Source organism: Brevibacillus sp. JNUCC-41 (assembly GCF_014844095.1).
GTDB classification, from domain to species: domain Bacteria; phylum Bacillota; class Bacilli; order Bacillales; family DSM-1321; genus Peribacillus; species Peribacillus aracenensis.
Window position 1 is genome coordinate 5,282,593 of sequence record NZ_CP062163.1, and the last position, 22,907, is coordinate 5,305,499.

25 protein-coding genes are annotated in these 22,907 nt (G+C 42.4%); 6 read left to right on the plus strand and 19 right to left on the minus strand.

Going from position 1 to position 22,907, the window contains the following annotated elements; all coding sequences use genetic code 11:
- Positions 1 to 28 precede the first annotated feature (28 nt).
- From JNUCC41_RS25490 to JNUCC41_RS25500, 3 genes are all read right to left on the minus strand, one after another.
- Positions 29 to 355 (minus strand): iron-sulfur cluster biosynthesis family protein, encoded by a 327-nt coding sequence (locus JNUCC41_RS25490; RefSeq protein WP_192205414.1) that lies wholly within the window; start codon positions 353 to 355, stop codon positions 29 to 31.
- Between the two features lie 206 nt (positions 356 to 561).
- A complete protein-coding gene (locus tag JNUCC41_RS25495; protein WP_192205415.1) occupies positions 562 to 894 on the minus strand; it encodes a YolD-like family protein in 333 nt (110 codons plus the stop codon).
- Positions 895 to 922: 28 nt separating this feature from the next.
- On the minus strand, positions 923 to 2,182 hold the full coding sequence (locus tag JNUCC41_RS25500; protein WP_098369880.1) for a Y-family DNA polymerase: 1,260 nt from the start codon (positions 2,180 to 2,182) through the stop codon (positions 923 to 925).
- 411 nt (positions 2,183 to 2,593) lie between these two features.
- Here JNUCC41_RS25500 and JNUCC41_RS25505 point away from each other — a divergent pair, with 411 nt between their 5' ends.
- A complete protein-coding gene (locus JNUCC41_RS25505) occupies positions 2,594 to 3,253 on the plus strand; it encodes a C40 family peptidase (protein ID WP_192205416.1) in 660 nt (219 codons plus the stop codon).
- An 80-nt stretch (positions 3,254 to 3,333) separates the two neighbouring features.
- Here the strand turns inward: JNUCC41_RS25505 and JNUCC41_RS25510 are convergent, their stop codons facing one another.
- The 3 genes from JNUCC41_RS25510 to JNUCC41_RS25520 all read right to left on the minus strand — a co-directional run bounded on the left by JNUCC41_RS25510 (position 3,334) and on the right by JNUCC41_RS25520 (position 5,809).
- Positions 3,334 to 3,861, minus strand: coding sequence for a DUF3221 domain-containing protein (locus tag JNUCC41_RS25510; protein WP_192205417.1), 528 nt, complete (start codon positions 3,859 to 3,861; stop codon positions 3,334 to 3,336).
- Between the two features lie 164 nt (positions 3,862 to 4,025).
- Positions 4,026 to 4,841 carry an SDR family NAD(P)-dependent oxidoreductase gene (locus JNUCC41_RS25515; protein ID WP_192205418.1) on the minus strand — a complete coding sequence of 272 codons (816 nt, stop codon included), beginning with the start codon at positions 4,839 to 4,841 and terminating at the stop codon, positions 4,026 to 4,028.
- Complete coding sequence (locus JNUCC41_RS25520; protein ID WP_192205419.1) at positions 4,841 to 5,809, minus strand: MBL fold metallo-hydrolase; 969 nt, start codon at positions 5,807 to 5,809, stop codon at positions 4,841 to 4,843. The genes JNUCC41_RS25515 and JNUCC41_RS25520 overlap by 1 nt, the downstream gene beginning before the upstream one ends.
- Positions 5,810 to 6,321: 512 nt before the next feature.
- Between JNUCC41_RS25520 and proC the strand changes: the two genes are divergently transcribed.
- The gene (proC, locus tag JNUCC41_RS25525) at positions 6,322 to 7,167 is read left to right on the plus strand and encodes a pyrroline-5-carboxylate reductase (protein ID WP_192205420.1); all 846 of its coding nucleotides are present in this window, start codon (positions 6,322 to 6,324) and stop codon (positions 7,165 to 7,167) included.
- A 99-nt stretch (positions 7,168 to 7,266) separates the two neighbouring features.
- Here proC and JNUCC41_RS25530 read toward each other — a convergent pair whose 3' ends face one another.
- Positions 7,267 to 7,698, minus strand: coding sequence for a VOC family protein (locus JNUCC41_RS25530; RefSeq protein WP_192205421.1), 432 nt, complete (start codon positions 7,696 to 7,698; stop codon positions 7,267 to 7,269).
- A gap of 288 nt (positions 7,699 to 7,986) precedes the next feature.
- Between JNUCC41_RS25530 and JNUCC41_RS25535 the strand changes: the two genes are divergently transcribed.
- On the plus strand, positions 7,987 to 8,538 hold the full coding sequence (locus JNUCC41_RS25535; protein ID WP_192205422.1) for a MerR family transcriptional regulator: 552 nt from the start codon (positions 7,987 to 7,989) through the stop codon (positions 8,536 to 8,538).
- 160 nt (positions 8,539 to 8,698) lie between these two features.
- Here JNUCC41_RS25535 and JNUCC41_RS25540 read toward each other — a convergent pair whose 3' ends face one another.
- The 5 genes from JNUCC41_RS25540 to rnz form a co-directional block, all read right to left on the minus strand.
- Complete coding sequence (locus tag JNUCC41_RS25540; protein WP_192205423.1) at positions 8,699 to 9,493, minus strand: ABC transporter ATP-binding protein; 795 nt, start codon at positions 9,491 to 9,493, stop codon at positions 8,699 to 8,701.
- On the minus strand, positions 9,468 to 10,499 hold the full coding sequence (locus JNUCC41_RS25545; protein ID WP_192205424.1) for an ABC transporter permease: 1,032 nt from the start codon (positions 10,497 to 10,499) through the stop codon (positions 9,468 to 9,470). Before JNUCC41_RS25545 ends, JNUCC41_RS25540 begins: the two co-directional genes overlap by 26 nt.
- Before the next feature lie 33 nt (positions 10,500 to 10,532).
- Positions 10,533 to 11,528 (minus strand): ABC transporter substrate-binding protein, encoded by a 996-nt coding sequence (locus tag JNUCC41_RS25550; protein ID WP_076365486.1) that lies wholly within the window; start codon positions 11,526 to 11,528, stop codon positions 10,533 to 10,535.
- Positions 11,529 to 11,736: 208 nt separating this feature from the next.
- Complete coding sequence (locus tag JNUCC41_RS25555) at positions 11,737 to 12,555, minus strand: squalene/phytoene synthase family protein (protein WP_192205425.1); 819 nt, start codon at positions 12,553 to 12,555, stop codon at positions 11,737 to 11,739.
- A 63-nt stretch (positions 12,556 to 12,618) separates the two neighbouring features.
- A complete protein-coding gene (gene rnz, locus JNUCC41_RS25560) occupies positions 12,619 to 13,560 on the minus strand; it encodes a ribonuclease Z (protein WP_192205426.1) in 942 nt (313 codons plus the stop codon).
- A gap of 232 nt (positions 13,561 to 13,792) precedes the next feature.
- On the opposite strand from rnz, the gene zwf reads away from it, so the two are divergent.
- The gene (zwf, locus tag JNUCC41_RS25565) at positions 13,793 to 15,292 is read left to right on the plus strand and encodes a glucose-6-phosphate dehydrogenase (RefSeq protein WP_192205427.1); all 1,500 of its coding nucleotides are present in this window, start codon (positions 13,793 to 13,795) and stop codon (positions 15,290 to 15,292) included.
- Between the two features lie 43 nt (positions 15,293 to 15,335).
- Here zwf and JNUCC41_RS25570 read toward each other — a convergent pair whose 3' ends face one another.
- Positions 15,336 to 15,497, minus strand: a complete 162-nt coding sequence (locus JNUCC41_RS25570; RefSeq protein WP_192205428.1) for a hypothetical protein — start codon at positions 15,495 to 15,497, stop codon at positions 15,336 to 15,338.
- A 294-nt stretch (positions 15,498 to 15,791) separates the two neighbouring features.
- Between JNUCC41_RS25570 and JNUCC41_RS25575 the strand changes: the two genes are divergently transcribed.
- The gene (locus JNUCC41_RS25575; RefSeq protein WP_034308217.1) at positions 15,792 to 15,965 is read left to right on the plus strand and encodes a hypothetical protein; all 174 of its coding nucleotides are present in this window, start codon (positions 15,792 to 15,794) and stop codon (positions 15,963 to 15,965) included.
- Positions 15,966 to 16,082: 117 nt separating this feature from the next.
- Here the strand turns inward: JNUCC41_RS25575 and gndA are convergent, their stop codons facing one another.
- From gndA to mce, 6 genes are all read right to left on the minus strand, one after another.
- Positions 16,083 to 17,495 (minus strand): NADP-dependent phosphogluconate dehydrogenase, encoded by a 1,413-nt coding sequence (gene gndA, locus JNUCC41_RS25580; protein ID WP_192205429.1) that lies wholly within the window; start codon positions 17,493 to 17,495, stop codon positions 16,083 to 16,085.
- Between the two features lie 42 nt (positions 17,496 to 17,537).
- The gene (locus tag JNUCC41_RS25585; protein WP_192205430.1) at positions 17,538 to 18,812 is read right to left on the minus strand and encodes a DNA polymerase IV; all 1,275 of its coding nucleotides are present in this window, start codon (positions 18,810 to 18,812) and stop codon (positions 17,538 to 17,540) included.
- Positions 18,813 to 19,121: 309 nt separating this feature from the next.
- Entirely contained in the window at positions 19,122 to 19,295 is a 174-nt protein-coding gene (locus JNUCC41_RS25590) for a hypothetical protein (RefSeq protein ID WP_192205431.1), read from the minus strand.
- A gap of 22 nt (positions 19,296 to 19,317) precedes the next feature.
- The gene (locus JNUCC41_RS25595; protein WP_192205432.1) at positions 19,318 to 20,439 is read right to left on the minus strand and encodes a tripeptidase T; all 1,122 of its coding nucleotides are present in this window, start codon (positions 20,437 to 20,439) and stop codon (positions 19,318 to 19,320) included.
- A gap of 221 nt (positions 20,440 to 20,660) precedes the next feature.
- Positions 20,661 to 22,211 carry an acyl-CoA carboxylase subunit beta gene (locus JNUCC41_RS25600; RefSeq protein WP_192205433.1) on the minus strand — a complete coding sequence of 517 codons (1,551 nt, stop codon included), beginning with the start codon at positions 22,209 to 22,211 and terminating at the stop codon, positions 20,661 to 20,663.
- The gene (gene mce / locus JNUCC41_RS25605) at positions 22,208 to 22,633 is read right to left on the minus strand and encodes a methylmalonyl-CoA epimerase (protein ID WP_192205434.1); all 426 of its coding nucleotides are present in this window, start codon (positions 22,631 to 22,633) and stop codon (positions 22,208 to 22,210) included. Before mce ends, JNUCC41_RS25600 begins: the two co-directional genes overlap by 4 nt.
- A 167-nt stretch (positions 22,634 to 22,800) precedes the next feature.
- On the opposite strand from mce, the gene prli42 reads away from it, so the two are divergent.
- Positions 22,801 to 22,896: a stressosome-associated protein Prli42 gene (gene prli42, locus JNUCC41_RS25610; protein WP_155726463.1), complete on the plus strand. Its 96-nt coding sequence runs from the start codon at positions 22,801 to 22,803 to the stop codon at positions 22,894 to 22,896.
- The last annotated feature ends 11 nt before the right edge of the window (positions 22,897 to 22,907 follow it).

A 22,907-nucleotide genomic window follows, 5' to 3' on the forward strand; every position in this document is an offset into this window, starting at 1 on the left:
GAGAGGGAATCAAGATTCCCTCCTTGCTTCATTTAGATTTTATAAAAAAGCTCATCCTCGGATTTAAGATTTGATTCGGACTTTTTAATTGAAAGCTGTTCGCTTCCGGAACAAAGTCTATTTTCATGACTTCATCAAGGAAAATCATTTTTGATTTCTCCACATATAGAGGAATCCCGTTTGTTTCCACTTTTTCGGTACCTTCTTCAGGTTCGTTGACCCACCATAGCGCGGTCACACCACTTACCACGCAGCCACAGCCATCAGTATCATATTTCAACTGTAAATATCCTTCTTGTTCCTGTACCTTATCGACTATTTTCTCAGCCGCTGTTTCCGTCCATTCAATATACATGATTGCACGCCTCCCGATGTCTTTCCTTTCCCCCATTATAAACGATAAAAACGCTTCTGTTAAAGAAACTGCCTGCTTCCTTTTACAAGATCAGCCACACGAACACCGTGCTAGCAAATGCCGATTCTCTTACGCATCGTAATCCCTTTCATCACGATGCCGTTTCGAAAATGAAAGGCTGTCCCTTGGAACAGCCTTTCCGCTCATCATTCCGTTATCCTTACATCCGCTATATCGGAAAGCCTGATATAGTGAACCTGCTGAAACCGATCAACGATATGAAGTTTTTGGGTGGGTTCATTATAATAATGGATCCTGCCGATTAACAGCTGATACCGGTTTCCTTCATAATGTGCAATCGTAACATCCTTTCTTTCCTCCATCGCTTCCCCCATTACAGCATTCATTTCTTCCAATTGCTGCTCATCCAAGATGCGCTTCGTTTCATAGCCATCCTCCACCACCCAATCCCGCAGCATCTTCACATGCTCCGGTAACATCATCGATGTCCATTTGATACGGCCGCGATCACGAATCATTCTTTTCCCTCCCTTCAAAAAGTCACCCCTACGCCTTATGCCCACCAAGCAGCCTGCTTCGGTAAACGGCTGTACCCGCTTCCGTATACGAAACCGCACGCAATAACGATTTGGCTCCATATTTATGGCGAATTCGATCAACCGTGTAACTCAATTCCCGCTTCTTCCAGCGCGAAGCATCGAATAAAGTCAGCTGCATTTCGTTATCATCCACAATATTCGAGAGTCTGACCTCTATGCTCCGAACCGTTTTTTGCTTATAGTTCTCATGAAAAAGCTCCAGACAAACTTTATATAACTCCATCGTAATGTTGGTCGGCTCGCTAATCGAACGCGAACGATGGAAACCCCCGCCAAACTCATCCTTGCTGTAACCAATGCTTAGGCTCACCGTTCTTCCTGCCTTGCGATGGGTGCGTGCCCTTCTTCCAACTTCTTCGCAAATTTCCAGCATGACCTGCTTCACCTCATGCTCCTCCTTATAATCCCGCAGCAGGATTTGGCTTTTGCCGAAGCTTACCTGCCCTTCGATGATCGCTGCCCCCATATCGGATAAATCTATTCCCCACGCATGGTGGTAAAGCTGATTGCCCATAATCCCAAACTTCGCTTCAAGTAATTCAAGATCATAGTTGGCAAGCTGCCCAACCGTAAATATCCCCATTCCATGAAGGGTTTTTTCAACGCGCCTGCCGATCCCCCACATTTCACGAAGCGGGGAAATCGGCCAAAGTTTGCTTGGCACATCCTCATACTTCCATTCGGCAATCCCTTTATGTTTGGCATCCAAATCAAGGCAAAGTTTTGCCATAAGCATGTTCGGTCCAATTCCAATTGCACACGGGAGCTGTAATTCGCGTTCGATTTCATCCTTTATCTTTTCAGCTATCATCCGGGCATCTCCCCATAAAGAAGCGGCACCATCGACTTTCACAAAACTTTCGTCCACACTATATACGTGAATCGCTTCTTTGGGCACATAACGGTTGAACAAGCGGGTGATTTCCGTCGAAACCCTTAAATAGGTCGCCATTTTAGGTTCAACGACGACAATCCTCGGATCATTCGGGATCTCAAACATCCGCGACCCTGTCTTTATGCCAAATTCCTTCTTCATTTTTGGAGAAGCCGCGAGCACAATGCTTCCTGTCCTCTTCAAATCACCAACCACCGCCAGATAACAATCAAGCGGGTCCAGACCAAGCATGACTGCTGAACAGCTTGCATAAAAACTTTTCATATCGATACACATAATTGATTGTTTCGGCATCGTCCCATAATCCATCATTTCTTCACCCTAATAAGAATATACGTTCGCTTTTATTATATTCATAACTTTAACCGAATATACGTTCTTATTCAATGGAAGTTTTCATACAAATTTCTACTTTTTATTGTAATTTCCTTGAAAAATATAATCGACACTAAAAATGGATAAAATACCAAATTTAAACTCTGTATCCAAATTGTTTTTTTAAAAGAGAATCAATTAGTAGCTTGAATAATTTTCAATGAATCCATATACTCAGTTTTTTGAAATTCACACACCCTTTTCAATAGACTTTAGTCCGTTTATCATTTAGTCTTACTGCTCATTTTTTGTAATGAAACTGTAACCAAAATTATGTCTAATTGTCATAATGGTATTGTAGGATAATATTGTTAAGAATTATAGAGAGATAGAGAGGAAATGAAAATTATGAAGAAATGGATCGCTTCAGCTGCTGTTGCATCTGCCATGATGCTAACCCCACTGCAAGCCTCTGCAAATATTGGAGATCAAACCCTCAGACCCGGAATGACACATAGCGATGTCAAACAACTACAACAACTTTTAAAAACCAAAGGGTATTTCACATATACAGGTTCACTGACTACATATTACGGCACCTATTCTACATCTGCAGTAAAAAAATTCCAGAAAGCCAAAGGATTAACTGCCGATGGAATTGCCGGCCGGGGCACATTTAATGCGCTTGGTGTTTATAATGTCAATAATACAAGCCTGATAAGCTATGCAAAAACCTTAATCGGCAAACCTTACAAATGGGGCGGGACGACACCGACTGGATTCGACTGCTCAGGCTTCGTCTATTATGTATTCCAGAAATCGCAAGGAATTACCTTACCGCGTACAACATCATTACTCTATTCCAATACAGGTTTAAAAGTATCTTCACCAGCTAAGGGTGATCTTGTATTCTTTGATACTTCTTCTGGAAGAACAGGTGTATCCCATGTTGGAATCTATATCGGAAATGGTCAATTCATTAGTGCTACGTCTTCTAAAGGAGTAACCATCACGGATATGGATAATACTTATTGGAAACCAAAATATTTAGGTGCGAAAACTTTATAAAATCAGGACAAGAGCTCATCCTTGTGAGTGAAATCCAATAAAACAACCGGACAGATTCCAAGTGATTCAGTCCGGTTGTTTTATTTTATATATAATATTTCATCCGTTAAATCCTCTACTGTCACCATGAATGAAGAGTCTAAGTTAGAACGATTCATCATTTCGATATTATAAACATGCTCCAAGGGTAAATGGACGACTTCGAGAACCATGAATCGCTGACTTTCCGCTTTACTGACATGATTGAGGGCAGCAGTGACTGCCCTTTGTTCAGCTAAGCTTTTTTCATCCGTCAAAACAAGAATCAATTCCGCTTCCGCTTTCCCAGGAAATGATTTCTTCACCCCGCCCCGGTGCCATGGTTTCACTTTCATCCCGATTTCCAGCTCGGAATAATCGAGGGCATTACCATGTTGATCTTGAATATATGTATCATTGGTCACCTTATAGTACGTTCCTTTAATCAAAATCCTTTCATCGTCAAGATCCGTAATGAAACCTTCTTCCCCCTTATCAATGACTTCATCCATGTTCCAATCAGGGGATTGGCAGCTGCCCAGAATAAAAGCAACGAATATAGAGATATAAAGGTTCACTATCATCTTCATACAAATCCCTCCTAATAGAAATAGACGGCTTCTCGCTGAAATAGTTACCAATTATTTATTTAATATAGACAACTTCGGCCATTTCCAAAAGGGGAATGTCATCGACATTCCCCTTTGCCTATTATTAGACCAACTTTCACCTTTACCGGTATCGAAAGTTTAGCCTACTTTTTAAAAAATGCTTTTTTCCCTAATGTTTCGGTGATCTTCGGAAACATGTTATACCATTTCCCAGCTAAATTCATCCAGCCAGGGAGATTGATTTCCCTCTTATTGGTCAGCATCGCCGCTACGATTTTGGCAGCGACATCTCCAGGCTTAAGCATGAATTTTTCAACATTCTTTAAGTATGTACCTGATTCATCCGCAATGTTAAAGAAATTCGTTTCTATGGGTCCAGGATTGACGGTGGTCACAAAAACATGATCGTCCATCAGCTCGAGCCGAAGTGCGTTTGAATAGCCAAGAACCGCGAACTTGGTCGAAGAGTACAATGTTGATTTAGGAGTGGCGATTTTACCGGCCTGTGAAGCTATGTTGATGATATGCCCCGCTTTTCTCAGTTTCATATACGGAAGAACCAGCTTTGTGCAGGCCATCAATCCAATGACGTTGACAGCAAACATTGCTTTCGTTTCATTTAACTCCGTATCCTGTGCTTCTTTAAACGTGCCGAAACCAGCATTGTTGACCAACACATCCACTTCTCCTATTTGCGCATGGATGTCATTAAATACATTTGTCACCTGATCAGTATCTGCAACATCAAGCTTATAGGCATATGCATCAATCCCATATTGGGTGATCAGTTCATTCTTTAGCTGCAGTAATTTATCCAGGCTTCTGGCCAAGAGGACGAGACGGGCTCCCTGCTTTGCACTTTGAATGGCAACTTCCTTGCCAATCCCTCCGGAAGCACCGGTAATAACAATGACTTTGCCTTGCAACTTATTCAAAAAAATGAGCCTCCTTGCGAACATTAAGCGATTGAATACAGAATGACCCCTGATTGGATTTCTGTTTCGACTTCACCCAAGTCTTCTAAATAGTCCAGCTGACCGACCGTTTCCGAAAGTGTCAGGCCCACTTCCTGAAGGTATACTTTCGGAAAAAGCTGCTGACAAACTTCAAAGGCCGATAAAGGCCGATCTTGAAGCATGTTTTTCACCTGCATGGCACGGTTATGCTGCCGCTCGAATCGATATTGAATCAAGTCGGCAACCGCCTCTCCTTCCACTTCAGATCCATGTCCGGAGTAAACAGTGGAGATGGAAAGATCCAATAATTTCTGAAGTGATGCATTATATTGCAGTAAAGGACGAGGCCTCATGCCTCCGGGAAGTAAAGGTGGTTCCATTAATGGATTAGGTGAGATCTTGGCAAGCAAGTGATCGCCTGCGATCATGACACCGTCACTTTCCCGGTAAAAGGATAAATGACTTTGAGCATGCCCAGGAGTCTCGATCACTTTCCAGCCTGGAAGACCGGGGAGCTCATCTCCCTCAGCCAAATATCCATGAAGCTTCCGTTCACTAAGGAAACTGATTTCGTCGCGGTTATGGGTCAGTTCATTTTTCAGCTCTTCTGCCACTCCGAACTTTGTGGCATAATCAAGGAAAAAACGATTATGGGTTTCAAGGAATTCATCACTGATAGTCAACCAGCGCTGATTATTTTTGTGTCCATAAACCGGGATTTCCTTTTCAAAGAAATCGAGTGCACCAGCATGATCAGGATGATGATGGGTTAAAATGATTTGTTCGATATCAGTCAGTTTCAGACCCAAATCCCCAAGCCCTTTAGTCAGGGCTTCCTTTGATCGTTTTGTTTTCACTCCCGTATCGATTAACGTTAAAGCATCCCCTTTAACTACATAAACATTCACATCACCCACTGCAAACGGCGTGGGCAAAGCAAGTTTTGCAATATCTCCATTCCAATTCGCCATTATCTTATCCACCTTAGAAAATTATATTTATATAAATCTTTTTATACGCTAAACAGGATTCCTAGTATACTTATCATGTATAATTACCATTTTACATGTATTTTAAATCACTGTCATTATTTTCACATAATTCATGTCTACTTTTTGTCGTCCTTGCATATATTATCATTGACAGAGTACTGATATATCCTTCATAATCACAAGTAATTAAAGACGGCGTGGCATTGATTAAGGCCAAGTAAATTTATGATGGCGTAAAGAGAGTGAAGCTCGGAATGTGCTGAAAGGCTTCACCGCCCCCTCATTATTGAACCTACCTTATGAGCCTTCAGGAAAACCTGACGTAATTCCCGCGTTAGAGGATTCAAGTGCAGCTTTTCTGTTTATTCGTTATGGAAAAGTTGAACAAAGGTGGTACCACGGAAGCTAGACCTTTCGTCCTTTATTGGATGAGGGGTCTTTTTGTTTTTCAAAAAAAGGCCGAAAATACAAAAGAAAAAGGAGCGGGAAATATGGAAAAAATCGCATTTATCGGAGCTGGATCGATGGCAGAAGCAATCATTTCAGGGCTGGTGACCCAACAGGTGATCGAACCAGCAAATATTTTTGTTACAAATAAATCAAATGATGATCGGTTCGATTATTTAAAGAACCAATATGGTGTTACTGCCACAAGGTCGCTGCAGGAATTAGTACAGGATGCAAGCCTTGTCGTCCTGGCGGTGAAACCGAAAGACATTTTAGAAACGATGCAATCAATAAAAGAATACATCCGTGAGGAAATGCTGTTCATTTCCGTTGTTGCCGGGGTTCATACAACAAGCTTGGAAGGAATCGCCAACAAGCGGTTCTCGATCGTCCGTGCCATGCCTAATACATCGGCAGCCGTAGGAAAATCAGCAACGGCCCTTGCGGCTAACGGTCATACGAAAGACTCGCAATTACAAACTGCGATTACCCTTTTTGAAACGGTAGGTACGGTGGCAGTCGTAGACGAAACCCAGCTAGATGCGGTAACAGGCTTATCAGGCAGCGGCCCTGCTTATATTTATTACTTGGTAGAGGCATTGGAAAAATCGGCAGAAAAAATAGGTCTCGATTCCGAAACCGCCAAGCAATTGATTCTGCAGACACTGATGGGTGCGGCCGATATGTTACAGAAATCACCTAAAACGCCTGCCGTACTAAGAAAGGAAGTAACTTCACCAGGCGGAACGACTGAAGCAGGTCTGAAAGCACTTCAAGCACATCAAGTGGAAGAAGCATTCATTGCCTGTGTACAAGAAGCGACAGAGCAATCGAAGCGAATGGGTAATCAAATAAGTAAAGAACTGGCCAAATATGTAGTTTCGCAGTAAGACGCATGATGATGATCAGCTGTTGCCTGGCCACCCCTACAGCAGTGGCCAGGCAACAGCCCTTTATAAGATCTGGGCATCTTATAAAGGGTAACAGCGTTACTTTATAATCAGCATATCATTTTCATCGAAACTCCAATCCTTCGAATACGCAACCTCCCAATAGTAACCGTCGGGGTCTGAAAAATATCCGCTGTATCCTCCCCAAACAACATCCTGAGGTGATTTTTCGATTGTTCCCCCAGCCTTTCCAGCCTTGTTGATCACATCATCCACTTCTTGAATTGATTTAGCATTATAAGCGAGCGTAAGACCTGGGAACCCCTTTTTCTTAGGCGGTTCTTTTTCGTTGATGTCTTTTACTAACTCCTCTAAAGGATACAAAGCAAGTTTCGTTCCGGCATTATTAAAAAATACGATTGCGGGTTCGCCCTCTTTAATCGATGTACGGAATCCCAATCCGTCCCGGTAAAACCTCAATGATTCAGTAATATCCCTGACACCTAAAGTGATAATGTTGATCCTGTTCATACTAGTCCTCCTTTTTCCATGTTTTAAGGGTAAATTCGACATCTGGATCACTTTTCCCTTTATAGCTTGATTGATCATCAGCCACACCATCACAAATGCTTCTTAAAGTTTCTAAAAATGCTCAACATTTGCATAAGGATCAATCCAAGGTGGAATCCCATCTTGAATTGATCCTTATGCAAATCACGTAGGAATTTCACTTTCTTTGCCGAATGAATACATGTTTTGTCATCTGTAAAGGAATTCCCTCATACTTATCGAATTCAACAACCAAAAGGGGGAATCTCGATGAATACAAGTGCAGTTGCCCGGTTACTGAATGTTTCCCATAGTACGATTCAACGCTGGGTCACCCAATTGAACATGGAAGTAGAACGGAATCAGCTTGGCCACTACCAGTTTTCGGATGAAGACATTGCATTATTGAGAAAAATCCAAGATCAACTGAACGAAGGCATCATTCTCCAAAAGGTCAGCATCTCAGATAAAAAAATTAGAAAAGCAAGCATCCAGAAACACTCCGAACCGGATAAAGAACATGATCAACTGCTAGAACGGGTCACCCGGCTTGAAAATGGTCTGAAAACAAAAGCGGACGATGTTGTATCCTATCAGCTTTTACAACACAGAAGTGAAATGGAAGACATGCACAAACTCGTTAAGAAACTCGAAGCCCGTATCGAAGCGTTAGAAACACCAATGGGTCAGCCGTTTGATTATTTACTCGCGGCTGAAGAGGCTGCTGCCACTAAAAAGACAAAGAAAAGGCCATTTATAAAAATGATTTTTGGAAACAGAAAGAATGATAGTTCATCATGGAGTACAGCCGACAGCGATTAACATCGGTTATCATTCATGATGAATCATGAGTACCCCACGATAGCCATTTTTCTCATGCCAGGCATTTCTTCAGTAATAGGACCTGATCTAATTAATCACCCCAAAAATAAAAAGGCCCGGCCAAGGTTTAAGTCTCACCTGGGTCGGGCCTTTTCTCATCTTAAATCAACACTGCACGGTCATTGAGCATTTTTTCACCTTTAATGCGCTGGAATTCGTTAAGCAGTTTTTCAACTGTAAGCTTCTGCTTTTCAGCACCTCTTGCTTCAAAAATGATTTGTCCTTTATCCATCATGATCAAGGAATTTCCAAGATCGATTGCCTGCTGCATATTGTGAGTCACCATCAACGTCGTTAGCTTGTTCTTTTCGACGATTTCCTTCGTCAGATTTGTAACAAGCTCTGCCCTGGAAGGGTCGAGTGCGGCTGTATGTTCATCAAGAAGCAGGATTTTAGGATCGGTGAAGGTCGCCATCAACAATGATAATGCCTGGCGCTCCCCTCCAGATAATAATCCCACTTTTGCAGTCATCCGATTTTCCAGGCCTAAATGAAGGGTACCCAAACATTCTTTAAAAAGTTCTTTCCGTTTTTTTGTCACCCCGAAGCCTAATCCTCTTCTATTGGTTCTGCCATAAGCGATCGCCATATTTTCTTCAATCGTCATATGTGGTGCAGTACCAAGCATGGGATCCTGAAAAACGCGGCCAATCATTTTAGCACGGGCATGTTCTTCAATGGCCGATACATTTTCCCCATCAATGATGACTTCACCGGCATCAGGGAGAATTTTGCCGGATATCATGTTCATCAGCGTCGATTTACCTGCCCCATTACTCCCGATGACTGTAATAAATTCGCCTTTTGCCATCTGCAGTTCCAGATTCCCAAGGGCTAGCTTTTCATCTGGTGTCCCTTCATTGAAGACCTTATAAATCTGATTTAACTGAAGCATATCCTTCTCCCCCTTTCGATAAAGTCCCACCATGGCGCATCTGTATTTCTTTGAGACGCCTTTTCTTTCGGCTTTTCTCTTTTTGTTTATCGGTAATTTTCGGAATGACAAGTGCCCCTACCACAATAAGTGCCGTAATTAATTTAACATCGCCTGTTTCAAGAAATTCTACGCGAAGTGCCAAAGTTACGACGATTCGGTAAATAATCGCTCCTCCAATGACCGCAAGGGTCGCACGTGCAATCGTTTTGGAGCCAAATAATGCTTCGCCAATTATAACGGATGCCAATCCGATGACGATGATTCCAATCCCCATGCCAATATCGCTAAACCCATTATATTGGGCAACCAAGGAACCCGAGAAAGCCACAAGTGCATTTCCAATCGCAAGGCCCAGGATCTTCATGTTTCCTGTATGGGCGGAAAAACTCTTGACCATCGCTTCATTATCACCCGTTGCCCGTAAAGCTAGACCGATTTCCGTTTTTAAAAAAGCTGACATCCCAGCTTGAATGATTAAAGCCACAATCAACATAACAATTAGTATGGCCCACGTTTTTGGCAAGCTATCACCAAGGCCCACAATCGATAAAAGACCATTCAACATATTGTCCAGGCCAGTGCCAGCCCAGGCATCCTGGATATTCGTGATAATGGTCGTTTGAGAAAGCAACGGAATGTTGGATGCACCCATGATCCTTAAATTGATGGAATAGAGGGCAATCATCATTAAGATACCTGCCAGAAGTGGATTGATTTTTCCTTTCGTATGCAGGAATCCCGTTATTGTCCCAGCAATGAAACCTGCCACCATGGCACAAAACGTGGCCATGGCTGGCGAGAAACCGTTAACGATCATAATGGCGGCCACAGAGGCACCTGTCACAAAACTGCCTTCCACAGTCATATCCGGGAAGTCGAGAATCCTGAATGTTAAATAAACACCTAGTGCCATAATCGCATAAATCATTCCCGACTCAAAAGAGTTGAATAAAGCTGAGAACATTTTTTTTCTTCCTTCCCCGAACAAAAGCAGAGTTTATTTTACAAACTCAGCATCTGCTTTCCATTCTTCTTTTATTTCAACACCCATATCTTTTGCTGCCTTTTCATTGATGACCAATTTCAGTTTTTGTGGATATTGAACTGCAATATCTCCAGGCTTTTTGCCATCCTTCAAGATTTCAACCGCTTTTTGCCCCGCTTCATAACCAATATCATAGTAACTGAATCCATATGCTGCAAAACCACCAGCATTCACGGAATCAAGCTCACCAACAAACAATGGAATATCTTTATCATTTGCCACCGAAATGACCGATTCCAGTGCTGAGACAACGGTATTATCAGTAATGATATAGAAAGCATCGGCTTTTCCGATTAATGATTCCGTTGCCTGTTTAACCTCGGCTGAAGTGGACACGGATGCTTCCACGACTTTCAAGCCCGCTTTTTTCGCTTCCGCTTTCACGTTTTTTATTTGGACGACGGAGTTTTGCTCCCCTGTATTATAAACGGTCCCAATTGTCTTGGCGCCAAGTTCTTCTGCCAGGAATTTCATTGATTTGGCAATGGCTTCAGGATGGGAATCCGTCGTACCCGTCACATTTCCGCCTGGCTTATCCAAAGATGTAACGAGCTCCGCCGCTACAGGATCGGTAACCGATGTAAAAACGATTGGTATATCCTTTGTCGCATTCAAAGCGCTAAGAGCACTAGGAGTAGAATTGGCAAAGATTAAATCCACTTTATCCCCAACAAAGTTATTGGCGATCGTTTGACTATTATTTTGGTCACCCTGTGCAATTTGAAGATCATATTTGGCATTGATGTCACTATCCTTCAATGCCGCCTGGAATCCTTCATAAGCCTGGTCCAGGGAATCATGCTGAACGATTTGTGTTACTCCAATGTTGAAGGTATCCTTTTTGCTTTCATCCTTTGCCGTATCTTTTTCCTTGTCATTTCCACACCCAGCCAATAATAATCCTGCGACCAATGTCATAGCTGCAGTTGAATATAATTTCTTTTTCATATTTTCCCCCCGCTTTTCTCTTATTTAAGATTAGGTTTTTTCTAGCGACGTCAACTTTTTCGCTTTTATTTCCTAAATTATAATCGTTTAGTCCCAATTATTCCAATATATTTTTTAACTTTTTAGAATTTTTTGAGTTCTAAATATAAAACATAAAAAAAGCTGCTGTGAAAGGGATGGTAACTTTCACAGCAGCTTTATGGAAAAATCAGTGTTCGACAACTTGGCTGACAATTTCGGTAACTGTAGTACGATCGATTTTTTCTTTGCCTTCTTTTAGGGCTTTCAATGTGGCTTTTGCCAATTCCAAGGGTATTTTACAGAATTGGATGATCTCTTTCGTTTCAATCTCTCCAATGTACGCATCGGCTAATGCAAGATTATGTTCCGTATGGGCAAGCATCTCATCGAAACCCCAGCCATCCGGATAAAAGTTCACACCACGTTCTGCATCTTCCTCACGGTTACGCAGGATATTGACCGTTTGGAGTCCGCGTCCAAATGCGATGGCAAGCTCGCGGTCCGTTTCGGTTCCATCGTACCAGTTCCACATATCAGACAGCATGACCCCCACTAAACCTGCAACATAATATGTGTAATCATCGAGTTCCTCTTCATTATGGATTTGCCAGTCCATAGTAACCCATTTTGCCATGCCTTCGGCCATTTCCTTTGTCGATTCCAAGACTTTGCCTTTTGCACCGGGAGGACAAAATTCAATCCAGTCCGAAAGAAACAGGGTCACCTCGGGAAGATCATCCTTATATGGTTCAAATAACGATTGAAGATCTTCTTCCCTGAAATCTGCATCAAGCAACTCACTAAGAGCCTTTAAAAGGGAAACCTTAATATCTGCAGGAAGACTGGGGTGATCCTCGATCTCATCGATGGCGCGCATGCAAAGGTACGCAGCTCCAATAGCTTCTTGCAATCCCTTTGGAAGGTAGCTGATTGGAATGAAAAAAGTCCGGCTTGTTTTTAGGAGAAAATCCATTGCTTTAGTATGTAGGTCACTTTTGTCAGTCATATTTACACTCCTTTAAATATCCAATGAACAATTGATTAATTATATCAAACATTGGCTTTGATTTCAGCTGCCCGATTCCCCTGAATACAAAGGAACTTTAATTGCCATTAGATCTTCACCCATAATCGTGTTTGCAAAGACCGCTTTGCTTTCCTCTTTTAGCCTCTCGGCATCCTCCGGAGTATACCGTGAGCTGATATGCGTAAGGATTAGATTCTTAGCTCCCGCTTTCAAAGCCGTTTCTGCAGCCTGAACGGTGGTCGAATGATAATAGGCTGATGCCATTTCGGATTCTTCCGCTGAAAATGTAGCTTCATGAACAAGGTAATCCGCCGATTCAGCAAGAATGATCGCATTGCTGCACATTCTTGTATCACCAAGAATCGTGATGATCCGTCCTTTTTGCGGAGCACCGAGATAGTCCTTCCCATTTAAGACACGGCCATCATCGAGATAGACCGTTTGTCCATTTTTCAATGCTTTAAAAAGAGGCCCCGGCTTCACACCTTCAGAACGCAGCCGGTCAACCAGTAAGCTTCCTGGTCGATCTTTTTCAACAATCCGGTAACCGATGCTGTAAATGCCATGATCAAGCGACATGGCCGTGACTGTGAATTGTTCGTCCTCAAACACTGCGCCTTCTTCTATTTCGATGATTTCCAAGGGATATTTTAAATGAGTTCCACTCACCTGTAAGCTCGTCTTAATAAATGCATCTATTCCTTGTGGACCATATACGGTCAATTTATCCACACCGCCCTGAAAAGATCTGCTGCTTAAAAATCCAGGCAGTCCGAAGATATGGTCACCATGTAAATGGGTGATGAAGATCTTTTCAACCTTTCGCGGCTTGACCGCGGTTTTTAATATTTGATGCTGTGTTGCTTCCCCACAATCGAATAACCAAACCGTCCCTCGTTCTTCCAATAATTGCAGGGCGATTGATGTCACATTACGCGCTTTAGCCGGAACGCCGGCGCCTGTACCCAATAAAACGAAATCCACTCATACTACCTCCGTTGCAAATGCTACTTTATCCATTAACTATAGCATAACCAAGGCCCTGTTTCATTTATGACCCCTAAAAACCGAAACCAAATTAAACTTTTAATGAAATATGAGAAAAAATGCGCAAATTGATTGCTTTGAGGGAAAGCTATACGTAAAATTAGAAATTGGTACACATACGGTAATTCCAACTTTATAGACAGATTTAACGGAAAGTTGAGGTTTTAACATGACAGAAAACAATAAACCCACAGCATTGATCATGATTTTTGGTGCTACCGGAGATTTAGCGAAAAGGAAATTGTTTCCTTCCATATATCGACTATTTCAAAAAGAGAAAATAAATAAGTTCGCCGTCGTTGGAGTAGCAAGGAGGCCATTGACGAATGAGGAGTTCCAAACAAGTGTCAAGGATTCCATACTTACTTTCGGACATGCAAAAGAAAAGGTCGACGAATTCATTTCCCATTTCCATTATCACTCCCATGATGTCTCCAGTTCGGAATCATATCTGCAGTTGAAGGACATTGCCGAAAAATTGGACGGACAATATCAATTAGAAGGAAACCGGATCTTCTATTTGGCGATGGCACCCGAGTTTTTCGGAACGATTGCCGAACAGATTAAAGCTCAAGGCCTGACCGACACGAATGGATATAAGCGCCTTGTCATAGAAAAGCCGTTTGGGCACAGTTTCGAAACAGCACAAAAATTGAATGAGCAGATTCGAACGGCATTCGCTGAAGATGAAATCTACCGTATCGATCATTATTTAGGTAAAGAAATGGTACAAAATATTGAGGTCATCCGTTTTTCAAATGCCCTATTCGAGCCGCTTTGGAATAACAGATATATATCCAATATCCAGGTTACTTCAAGCGAAACACTTGGCGTTGAAGAACGTGGGCGTTATTATGAAACCAGCGGTGCCCTGAGGGATATGGTCCAAAATCATCTGCTCCAAATGGTGGCCTTGCTTGCCATGGAACCCCCGATCGCTTTGACGACAGAAGAGATTCGAAGCGAAAAAGTGCGGGCATTGCGCTCACTTCGACCAATGAAAGTGGACGAAGTCAATCAATACTTCGTCCGTGGCCAATATGGTGAAGGAACGATAGACGGTCAAACACTTCCGGCCTACCGAAATGAACATAACGTAGATCCCGAATCCAACACTGAGACCTATGTGGCGGGTAAATTGATGATTGATAACTTCCGTTGGGCCGGTGTTCCTTTTTATATCCGTACCGGTAAGAGGATGGATGTCAAATCAACGAATATCGTCGTCCAATTCAAAGATATCCCAATGAATCTGTATTATAAAACGGAAGAAACGCTGAACCCGAATCTTCTCGTTATCCATATCCAGCCTGACGAAGGGATCACACTGTACTTAAATGTTAAGAAATCCGGGACGACATCCAATACAAAGCCAGTAAAACTGACCGTCTCCAACAAAGGGATCGAACACATCAATTCTCCCGAGGCATATGAAAAGCTATTGTTTGACAGCATGCGCGGGGATGCTACCAACTTTACGCACTGGGACGAGGTTGCCCTATCATGGAAGTTCGTCGATACCATTTCCAATGCATGGGAAAATACTAAGGACGATTCTTTCCCTAACTATGAAGCGGGATCCACAGGTCCGCTGGCATCCGATGAACTCCTGAAAGAAGATGGACATATTTGGTGGGAAATCAAGAATAACGAAAATGATGTTGACTGAAATGAAGAAGGGATGCAGATTTGAATCTGCATCCCTTCTTCATTCATGAAACACTCTTCCTCAGCAATTTATTCCGGATAATATCAAACATTTCCTTGGGCTTAGACATTCCTTCCTCTATTTCCGAATTAAGCCAAAAGGAAACACCAGATTCTAAGGCAATGAAAAATAAAAAAATGGCTACAGCCCACCAGATGATGAACATAAGTCTCCGCTCCTTCTCTCTTCTTTCTGCCTACTGTATCCTACGGTCCGTCCAACTCTTTCAATATTTATATTCCTTTTTCCGCAGGTGTTTAAACCTAAAAAGCAAGGATGAATGACCTACATCATACTACATATTCCCTAAAAAAGGTAAAATAATTGGAACTATTTACAATTAGTTCGTTTTTCCCATTTTTACCCTCATGGAAAAAGAATGCTAAGTCCTTGCTAAGGTTACACTATAAAAGGTGCCAGAGGACGGCACTACTAACTTCGGTGTGGAGGGATTAAACTTATGGACATTCGTGAAGGATTAATTCCAACAGCATTGGGCACAGCCGTGACAGCTGCGGGTTATGCAATGAAGCAGACCCGGGGCTCAAACAAAATGGTTGCTAATACGGTTTTTGGTTTCGGTTTGGCACATGTTGTATTAGGGGTCATCGACCTTGTAGAACATCGGAGATAGCAAAAAAAAAAAGGGCGCATGGAAGCGCCCTTTTTTTCTGATCCTTAACATGATGAATATTACAACCAAAAAAAGCCGGTATAAAAGGGAATCCCCTTTTATACCGGCTTGAACTTTTTATTTTTCCATCCATTCGGTATGGAACGTTCCTTCTTTATCAATACGTTGATAAGTATGAGCTCCAAAATAGTCACGCTGAGCTTGAATCAGGTTAGCTGGCAGCGTTTCTGTGCGATAGCTGTCGAAATAGGCAAGTGCTGATGACAGGCAAGGAACCGGAATTCCGTTCATTACAGCCGTTGACACTACCTCACGTAAAGCTCCTTGATAGCTTTCGACGATCCCTTGGAAGTATGGATCTAGAAGAAGATTGTTCAAGTTCGCTTCACGATCATACGCCTCCTTGATTTTTTGGAGGAATTGTGCACGAATGATACAGCCGCCACGGAAAATCATCGCGATTTCCCCATATTGCAAGTTCCAGTCATTTTCTTCTGATGCTGCTTTCATTTGTGCAAATCCTTGTGCATATGAACAGATTTTGCTCATATAAAGTGCTTTACGGATATTTTCAATCAAAGCCTTTTTGTCGCCTGTAAATGATTCGGCTTTTGGACCACGAAGGATTTTACTCGCTTCAACGCGCTCTTCCTTGATTGCTGAAATAAACCGGGCAAACACGGATTCCGTAATGATTGGAAGCGGAACGCCAAGATCAAGCGCACTTTGACTTGTCCATTTCCCCGTACCTTTTTGGCCAGCTTTATCTAAAATGACATCGACCATCGGCTTACCGGTTTCTTCATCATATTTTTTGAAAATATCAGCAGTAATTTCAATTAAATAGCTGTCAAGTTCCCCTTGATTCCATTCAGTAAAGACTTCATGGAATTCTTCAGCAGATAATCCAAGGAGATTTTTCAAAAGGAAATATGATTCGGAAATTAACTGCATGTCCCCGTATTCAATACCATTATGTACCATTTTAACATAATGACCTGCTCCATCCGGTCCGATATACGTACAGCAAGGATCACCGTCCACCTTAGCTGAAATATCCTTCAAAATCGGTGCAACAAGTTCATATGCTTCTTTTTGACCTCCAGGCATGATGGATGGACCTGTTAGAGCTCCTTCTTCCCCTCCTGAGACGCCTGTACCGATGAAATGGATGCCAAGCTTGCTTAATTCCTCATTGCGGCGCTGAGTGTCCTTGAAGAAGGTATTCCCTCCATCAATAACGATATCACCTTTTTCAAGTAACGGTTTTAATTGCTCGATCGTTGCATCTGTTGCCTCCCCGGCTTTAACCATCAATAAAATTTTGCGTGGCGTTTCCAAAGAATTGACGAATTCTTCAAGCGTATAAGCGGCTGATACGTTTTTGCCTTCCGCTTCCTTCATCATTTCGTCCGTTTTTGATCCTGAGCGATTATACACGGAAATTGAATATCCCCTGCTTTCAATATTAAATGCAAGGTTCTTGCCCATTACGGCTAGTCCGATAACGCCAATCTGTTGTTTTGTCATGCTTCATCTTTCCCTTCTCTATATCTTTACACAACTTGTCCGCTATTCTTTGTCAAAAGAAGGATCATTCCTCCTGGATTGCCCAAAGAAATCTTTGCTGAAGCTAGTGTCTGTTCCAATTGAACGGTTTTTCAAGGGTAATCCCTTTTTAATAATATTTTCTCCGTACTTATTTTGCAAGTGTTCCATCGCTTCATACAGAGGTTCTTTTTCTGCATCCTCTTGAAAGGAGAAAATATCCAGTTGCTTGAAGGCCGACTCTTTTTCGATGACATCATAGGCCGTGACACCAAGAAGCCTGATTCCTTCCCCATTCCAATTTTTCTTAAAGAGATCGATAGCTCCATGTAAAATATCCTTTTTTTCAAAAACTGGATTAGGGACCGTTCTGCTTCTCGTTATTGTGCGGCGGTCTTTGTAACGGATCGTCACACCTATTTTTTGACCAAGCAGGCGTTTATTTCTCAAACGGGCTGCTACCTTCCCGGAAAGCTTATCCAGTACACCGATCAGTTCTTTTTGATTGGTGGAGTCATGCGGAAGAGTTGTAGAGTTCCCAATGCTCTTATGCTCAAAAATCGCTTCGGGATCCACTGCCCTTGGGTCGATTCCATTAGCCCTATCTTTCAAACGGATACCATTGATCCCTAGAAGCTGTTTAAGTTGACTATCATTGGCGTGTGCAAGGTCCCTGATCGTCATTATCCCGATAGTTTGAAGCTTTTCCGAGGTCTTATCCCCGATGCCATGCATTTGGCCAACTAGTAAAGGCCAGAGCTTTTCCGAAATGTCCCGTTTCCTTAACACGGTGATTCCCATTGGCTTCTTCATATCAGAAGCAGTTTTGGCCAAAAATTTATTAGGGGCAATCCCGATGCTGCAAGGAAGATCCATCGTATTAAAAATTCTTTCCTGAATGCTATTGGCTATATCTAAAGGGGAACCCAATTCGGCGCATTCACTAATATCCAGATACCCCTCATCTATCGAAACCGGTTCAACCATCTCTGTATATTGCCTTAAAACATCAAAAATAGCCAGTGATGCCTTTCGATAACGCTCGAAATTCGGTTTCTGAATGACTAATTGAGGACATAGTTTTTTCGCCTGCCAAATCGGCATGGTCGTTTTAACCCCGAACTTCCTCGCCTCATAGCTGCAGGTGACGATAATGCCCCTTCTCTCTTCAACATTGCCTGCAATGGCAAGCGGTTTGCCTTTTAATGAAACATCATATGACATTTCCACTGAAGCATAGAAACTATTCATGTCTACATGGAGAATGACCCTGCCATTTTTGGGATACATGTCCTTCATGTTTGACCGTCACATCCTTGTAAAATTAAAAAATACCGGATAATAGGCCCAATAAAAAACCACTTCTATTAAGGTACCCCTATTTATCTTTGGTAACCACGTTGAAAGATGCTTCCACTCCAAGAAAAACAGCCATCATGTCATTGATGACTGTTCATATATTCCTTCAATACTGTTAACACCTTGGCAAATATATACGAGTTTTTGCTGATCAATGATCGTAATCAAATGGCAACACCTTGAATATATTCGGTAAAAATCAAGATTTCACGTGACCCTGGACAATAGTTTGATGGAGGATATCCTTCTTTATTGCAATCCACCTTTGACCATCATAGCTTGGGCTGATTTACCTGGCTGCAGGAAATCCGGAAAGCAAGGCATCAGGTCTTGCGATGGAATCACGAATTCAAAAGGCATGGCATATTCTACGCCCTCTGCAAGAAATCCGATAACCTTTTTACCCAGGAAACTCTCCCCCATCTCCCTGTCATATTCCGGGTGATTATTCCCCTGATACTTCTTTGATGATAGTGACAACCATTTCAGCTAGCTTCGTTAATTCCTCAACTGGGATTCTTTCATGCGTAGTATGGATATCTTCATAGCCCACTGCGAGATTGACAGTAGGGATGCCAAAGCCTGCAATGACATTCGCATCGCTTCCTCCGCCGCTTTTAACCAGCTCGCAATGACGGCCGATTTTCTCTGCTGCCTTTCTTGCGATTTCGACTACATGATCACCAGCACCATATTTAAAACCAGGATACATGACGTTAACTTCAACTTCAGCACGTCCACCCATTTCAATGGCTGCAGTCTCGAATGCCTCTTTCATTTTCGCTACCTGTATTTCCATTTTTTCAGGAATCAATGATCTTGCTTCTGCAAGGATTTCAACATGGTCACAAACAATATTGGTTTGCTGTCCCCCCTGGAAACGTCCGATATTGGCTGTCGTTTCCTCATCGATTCTGCCCAATGGCATTCTAGAGATTGCTTTGGCAGCGATCGTAATGGCCGAAACGCCTTTCTCAGGAGCGACACCAGCATGAGCAGTCTTGCCTAAAATGGTTGCAGATACTTTCGCCTGAGTAGGTGCAGCAACAACCACATTTCCTACTTTTCCATCACTATCAAGTGCAAAACCGAATTTAGCCGTTACAAGGGAGCGATCCAATGCCTTTGCCCCAACCAAGCCAGATTCTTCACCTACTGTAATGATGAATTCGATTGTACCATGTTCGATATTCTGTTCTTTCAACACTTTAAGCGTTTCTAACATGACCGCTAATCCAGCTTTGTCATCTGCACCTAAAATGGTCGTTCCGTCTGACACTATGTATCCATCCTTGATGGAAGGCTTGATTCCATTACCTGGTACAACCGTATCCATATGGGAGGTGAAATAAATGGTATCTACGCCTTCTTTCATTCCTTTTAAAGTACATACTAAATTCCCTGCTCCATGACCTGTAACTGCTGTTGTATCATCTTCAAAAACCTCTACACCCAGTGCCCCGAATTTTTCTTTCAGCACTTTGGCGATGGCTGCTTCATTTTTCGTTTCGGAATCAATCTGCACCAATTCCATAAATTCATTAACTAAACGTTCTTCATTTATCATAAAATAAAACCTCCAAAAAAGTTTTCCTCTTTAATTATACTTCTAAAAGCGGCGCCCCGGCAAATAATGTGAAAAGGAAGACCCCAGAATGGCATGCTGGTCATTTCCCTGCCAAAATGTGAATGATGACATATAAATGGTTTTCTTTTAAATGATATCTTCCCCAGTATGGAAAGGAGCCCAAAACAGATAGTTTGGGCTCCTTGCAATGTTGGATCGGATTACAACGGGATATTTCCGTGTTTTTTCCATGGTCGGTTTTCTTTTTTGTTGCGCAGCATATCAAGAGATTGAATGATCTTAATCCTTGTTTCACGGGGATCAATTACATCATCCACCATTCCAAGACTTGCGGCAACATATGGATTGGCGAACTTCTCACGGTATTCTTCAATTTTAGCTGCACGTGTCGCTTCCGGATCTTGGCTATTTTGAATTTCACGGGCAAAAATGATATTTGCCGCTCCAGCAGATCCCATTACAGCGATTTCAGCATTCGGCCATGCAAACGTAAGATCCGCACCGATGGATTTACTATTAAGGGCCACGTAAGCTCCTCCATATGCTTTACGCAGAATGATCGTCAATTTTGGTACTGTTGCTTCCGAATAAGCATATAGCAGCTTTGCACCATGGCGAATGATCCCGCCATGTTCTTGTTTAACGCCCGGGAAAAACCCTGAAACGTCTTCAAACGTAATTAGCGGAATGTTGAACGAGTCACAGAAACGAATAAAACGGGCAGCTTTATCTGATGAATCAATATCAAGTCCCCCAGCCAACACCTTTGGCTGGTTACAGACAAGCCCCACTGATTTCCCTTTGATACGCGCCAAGCCGACCACAATGTTTTTCGCAAAGCCCTCTTGAACTTCCATAAAGGAATCCTCATCGACAACCTGCTCCAATACTTTCCGAACATCATATGGACGGATCCCTTCATAAGGGACTACATCCGTTAAGTCCGGACGGTAGTCATCTCCTTCGTCGGCTTCCAAAACCGGCGGCTTCTCTTCATTATTTTGTGGAAGATAACTCAGGAGACGTCTAACGTCCGCCAATACTTGCTCCTCAGATGCTCCCTTGAAATGGGCATTACCGCTTATGGTATTATGTACTGCCGCTCCACCCAATCCTTCAGATGAAATCTTTTCCCCTGTAACCGTTTCAATGACTTTAGGACCTGTTATGAACATTTGGCTCGTTTTTTCAACCATGAAGACAAAGTCGGTTATGGCTGGGGAATATACAGCTCCACCTGCACAAGGTCCCATAATAACCGAAATCTGTGGTATGACCCCTGAATAAATGGAATTCCGGTAAAAAATTTGGCCATATCCGTCTAGCGAAACCACGCCTTCTTGAATACGCGCCCCACCAGAATCGTTTAAACCTATGAAAGGGGCTCCATTCTCCGCTGCCAAATCCATAACATTGGCAATTTTCAGAGCATGCATTTCACCTAGTGCCCCGCCAAAAACAGTAAAATCCTGTGAAAACAGATAAATATCACGGCCGTTGACCTTTCCGTAACCGGTGACAACCCCTTCTCCTGGCCCTTCTTCCTTTTCCATGCCAAAATTGGTATTACGGTGTTTGATAAAAGGATTAAGCTCTATGAAAGTACCCGGATCAACTAAAAGTTCAATTCTTTCCCTTGCAGTAAGTTTGCCCTTTTCATGCTGCTTATCGATTCTTTCTTCCCCGCCGCCCATTTCCACTTTACGGCGTCTGTCATATAGGTCATTGATCGTATCGTATATGTCTGTCATTCCTGCTCCTCCTTTGATACTGCTTGTTCACAAAGCTCATATAATACACCCGCGGTAGACTTGGGATGAACGAAAGCAACATCCGCATTGTGTGCTCCCTTTCTTGATGAATCATCAATCATCCGCAATCCAGATTCTTTAATTTCTTTTATTCTCTCTTCGATGTCATCGACGCCAAGTGCCACATGATGAATCCCTTCACCGCGTTTTTCGATGAATTTGGCGATTGGGCTTGCCGGTGACAACGCTTCCAACAACTCCAAACGGGTATTGCCTGCCAGGATGAAGGCCACTTTCACTCCTTGGCTCCCAACTGTCTCGATTCCTTCAAGTTTCAATTTCAACGTTTCTGTGTAAAGTGGCAAGGCCTCCTCAAGTGACTTGACGGCAATACCTATATGATCGATATTTTTAATCATCATAAAAACCCCCATGCTATGTATTATTGGATGTCTCCATTAGAATACTACTAATCTTGCATTAAAGCCTTTTAAGATTCGGAATAATATGAACATTATACTTTTACTTGTTTCTACTAAATGTTCAAGTTAAAATAAAATCAATTAAACTGTTTTAAGGGAGAGAGCATATGGGAAACAAGAAAATCAGAAAAATCGTCGTGTATTTAATGCTTATCTCAATGTTATTAACGAGCTTATTATCAGGTATCGCATTTCTTTTGTAATAGAAACCGTT

Coding starts and splice junctions, on each gene's coding strand:
- JNUCC41_RS25490 (WP_192205414.1), bottom strand. CDS start 355: ATGTATATTGAATGGACGGAAACAGCGGCTGAGAAAATAGTCGATAAG.
- JNUCC41_RS25495 (WP_192205415.1), bottom strand. CDS start 894: ATGATTCGTGATCGCGGCCGTATCAAATGGACATCGATGATGTTACCG.
- JNUCC41_RS25500 (WP_098369880.1), bottom strand. CDS start 2,182: ATGATGGATTATGGGACGATGCCGAAACAATCAATTATGTGTATCGAT.
- JNUCC41_RS25505 (WP_192205416.1), top strand. CDS start 2,594: ATGAAGAAATGGATCGCTTCAGCTGCTGTTGCATCTGCCATGATGCTA.
- JNUCC41_RS25510 (WP_192205417.1), bottom strand. CDS start 3,861: ATGAAGATGATAGTGAACCTTTATATCTCTATATTCGTTGCTTTTATT.
- JNUCC41_RS25515 (WP_192205418.1), bottom strand. CDS start 4,841: ATGTTCGCAAGGAGGCTCATTTTTTTGAATAAGTTGCAAGGCAAAGTC.
- JNUCC41_RS25520 (WP_192205419.1), bottom strand. CDS start 5,809: ATGGCGAATTGGAATGGAGATATTGCAAAACTTGCTTTGCCCACGCCG.
- proC (WP_192205420.1), top strand. CDS start 6,322: ATGGAAAAAATCGCATTTATCGGAGCTGGATCGATGGCAGAAGCAATC.
- JNUCC41_RS25530 (WP_192205421.1), bottom strand. CDS start 7,698: ATGAACAGGATCAACATTATCACTTTAGGTGTCAGGGATATTACTGAA.
- JNUCC41_RS25535 (WP_192205422.1), top strand. CDS start 7,987: ATGAATACAAGTGCAGTTGCCCGGTTACTGAATGTTTCCCATAGTACG.
- JNUCC41_RS25540 (WP_192205423.1), bottom strand. CDS start 9,493: ATGCTTCAGTTAAATCAGATTTATAAGGTCTTCAATGAAGGGACACCA.
- JNUCC41_RS25545 (WP_192205424.1), bottom strand. CDS start 10,499: ATGTTCTCAGCTTTATTCAACTCTTTTGAGTCGGGAATGATTTATGCG.
- JNUCC41_RS25550 (WP_076365486.1), bottom strand. CDS start 11,528: ATGAAAAAGAAATTATATTCAACTGCAGCTATGACATTGGTCGCAGGA.
- JNUCC41_RS25555 (WP_192205425.1), bottom strand. CDS start 12,555: ATGACTGACAAAAGTGACCTACATACTAAAGCAATGGATTTTCTCCTA.
- zwf (WP_192205427.1), top strand. CDS start 13,793: ATGACAGAAAACAATAAACCCACAGCATTGATCATGATTTTTGGTGCT.
- JNUCC41_RS25570 (WP_192205428.1), bottom strand. CDS start 15,497: ATGTTCATCATCTGGTGGGCTGTAGCCATTTTTTTATTTTTCATTGCC.
- JNUCC41_RS25575 (WP_034308217.1), top strand. CDS start 15,792: ATGGACATTCGTGAAGGATTAATTCCAACAGCATTGGGCACAGCCGTG.
- gndA (WP_192205429.1), bottom strand. CDS start 17,495: ATGACAAAACAACAGATTGGCGTTATCGGACTAGCCGTAATGGGCAAG.
- JNUCC41_RS25585 (WP_192205430.1), bottom strand. CDS start 18,812: ATGAAGGACATGTATCCCAAAAATGGCAGGGTCATTCTCCATGTAGAC.
- JNUCC41_RS25590 (WP_192205431.1), bottom strand. CDS start 19,295: ATGGGGGAGAGTTTCCTGGGTAAAAAGGTTATCGGATTTCTTGCAGAG.
- JNUCC41_RS25595 (WP_192205432.1), bottom strand. CDS start 20,439: ATGATAAATGAAGAACGTTTAGTTAATGAATTTATGGAATTGGTGCAG.
- JNUCC41_RS25600 (WP_192205433.1), bottom strand. CDS start 22,211: ATGACAGACATATACGATACGATCAATGACCTATATGACAGACGCCGT.
- mce (WP_192205434.1), bottom strand. CDS start 22,633: ATGATGATTAAAAATATCGATCATATAGGTATTGCCGTCAAGTCACTT.
- prli42 (WP_155726463.1), top strand. CDS start 22,801: ATGGGAAACAAGAAAATCAGAAAAATCGTCGTGTATTTAATGCTTATC.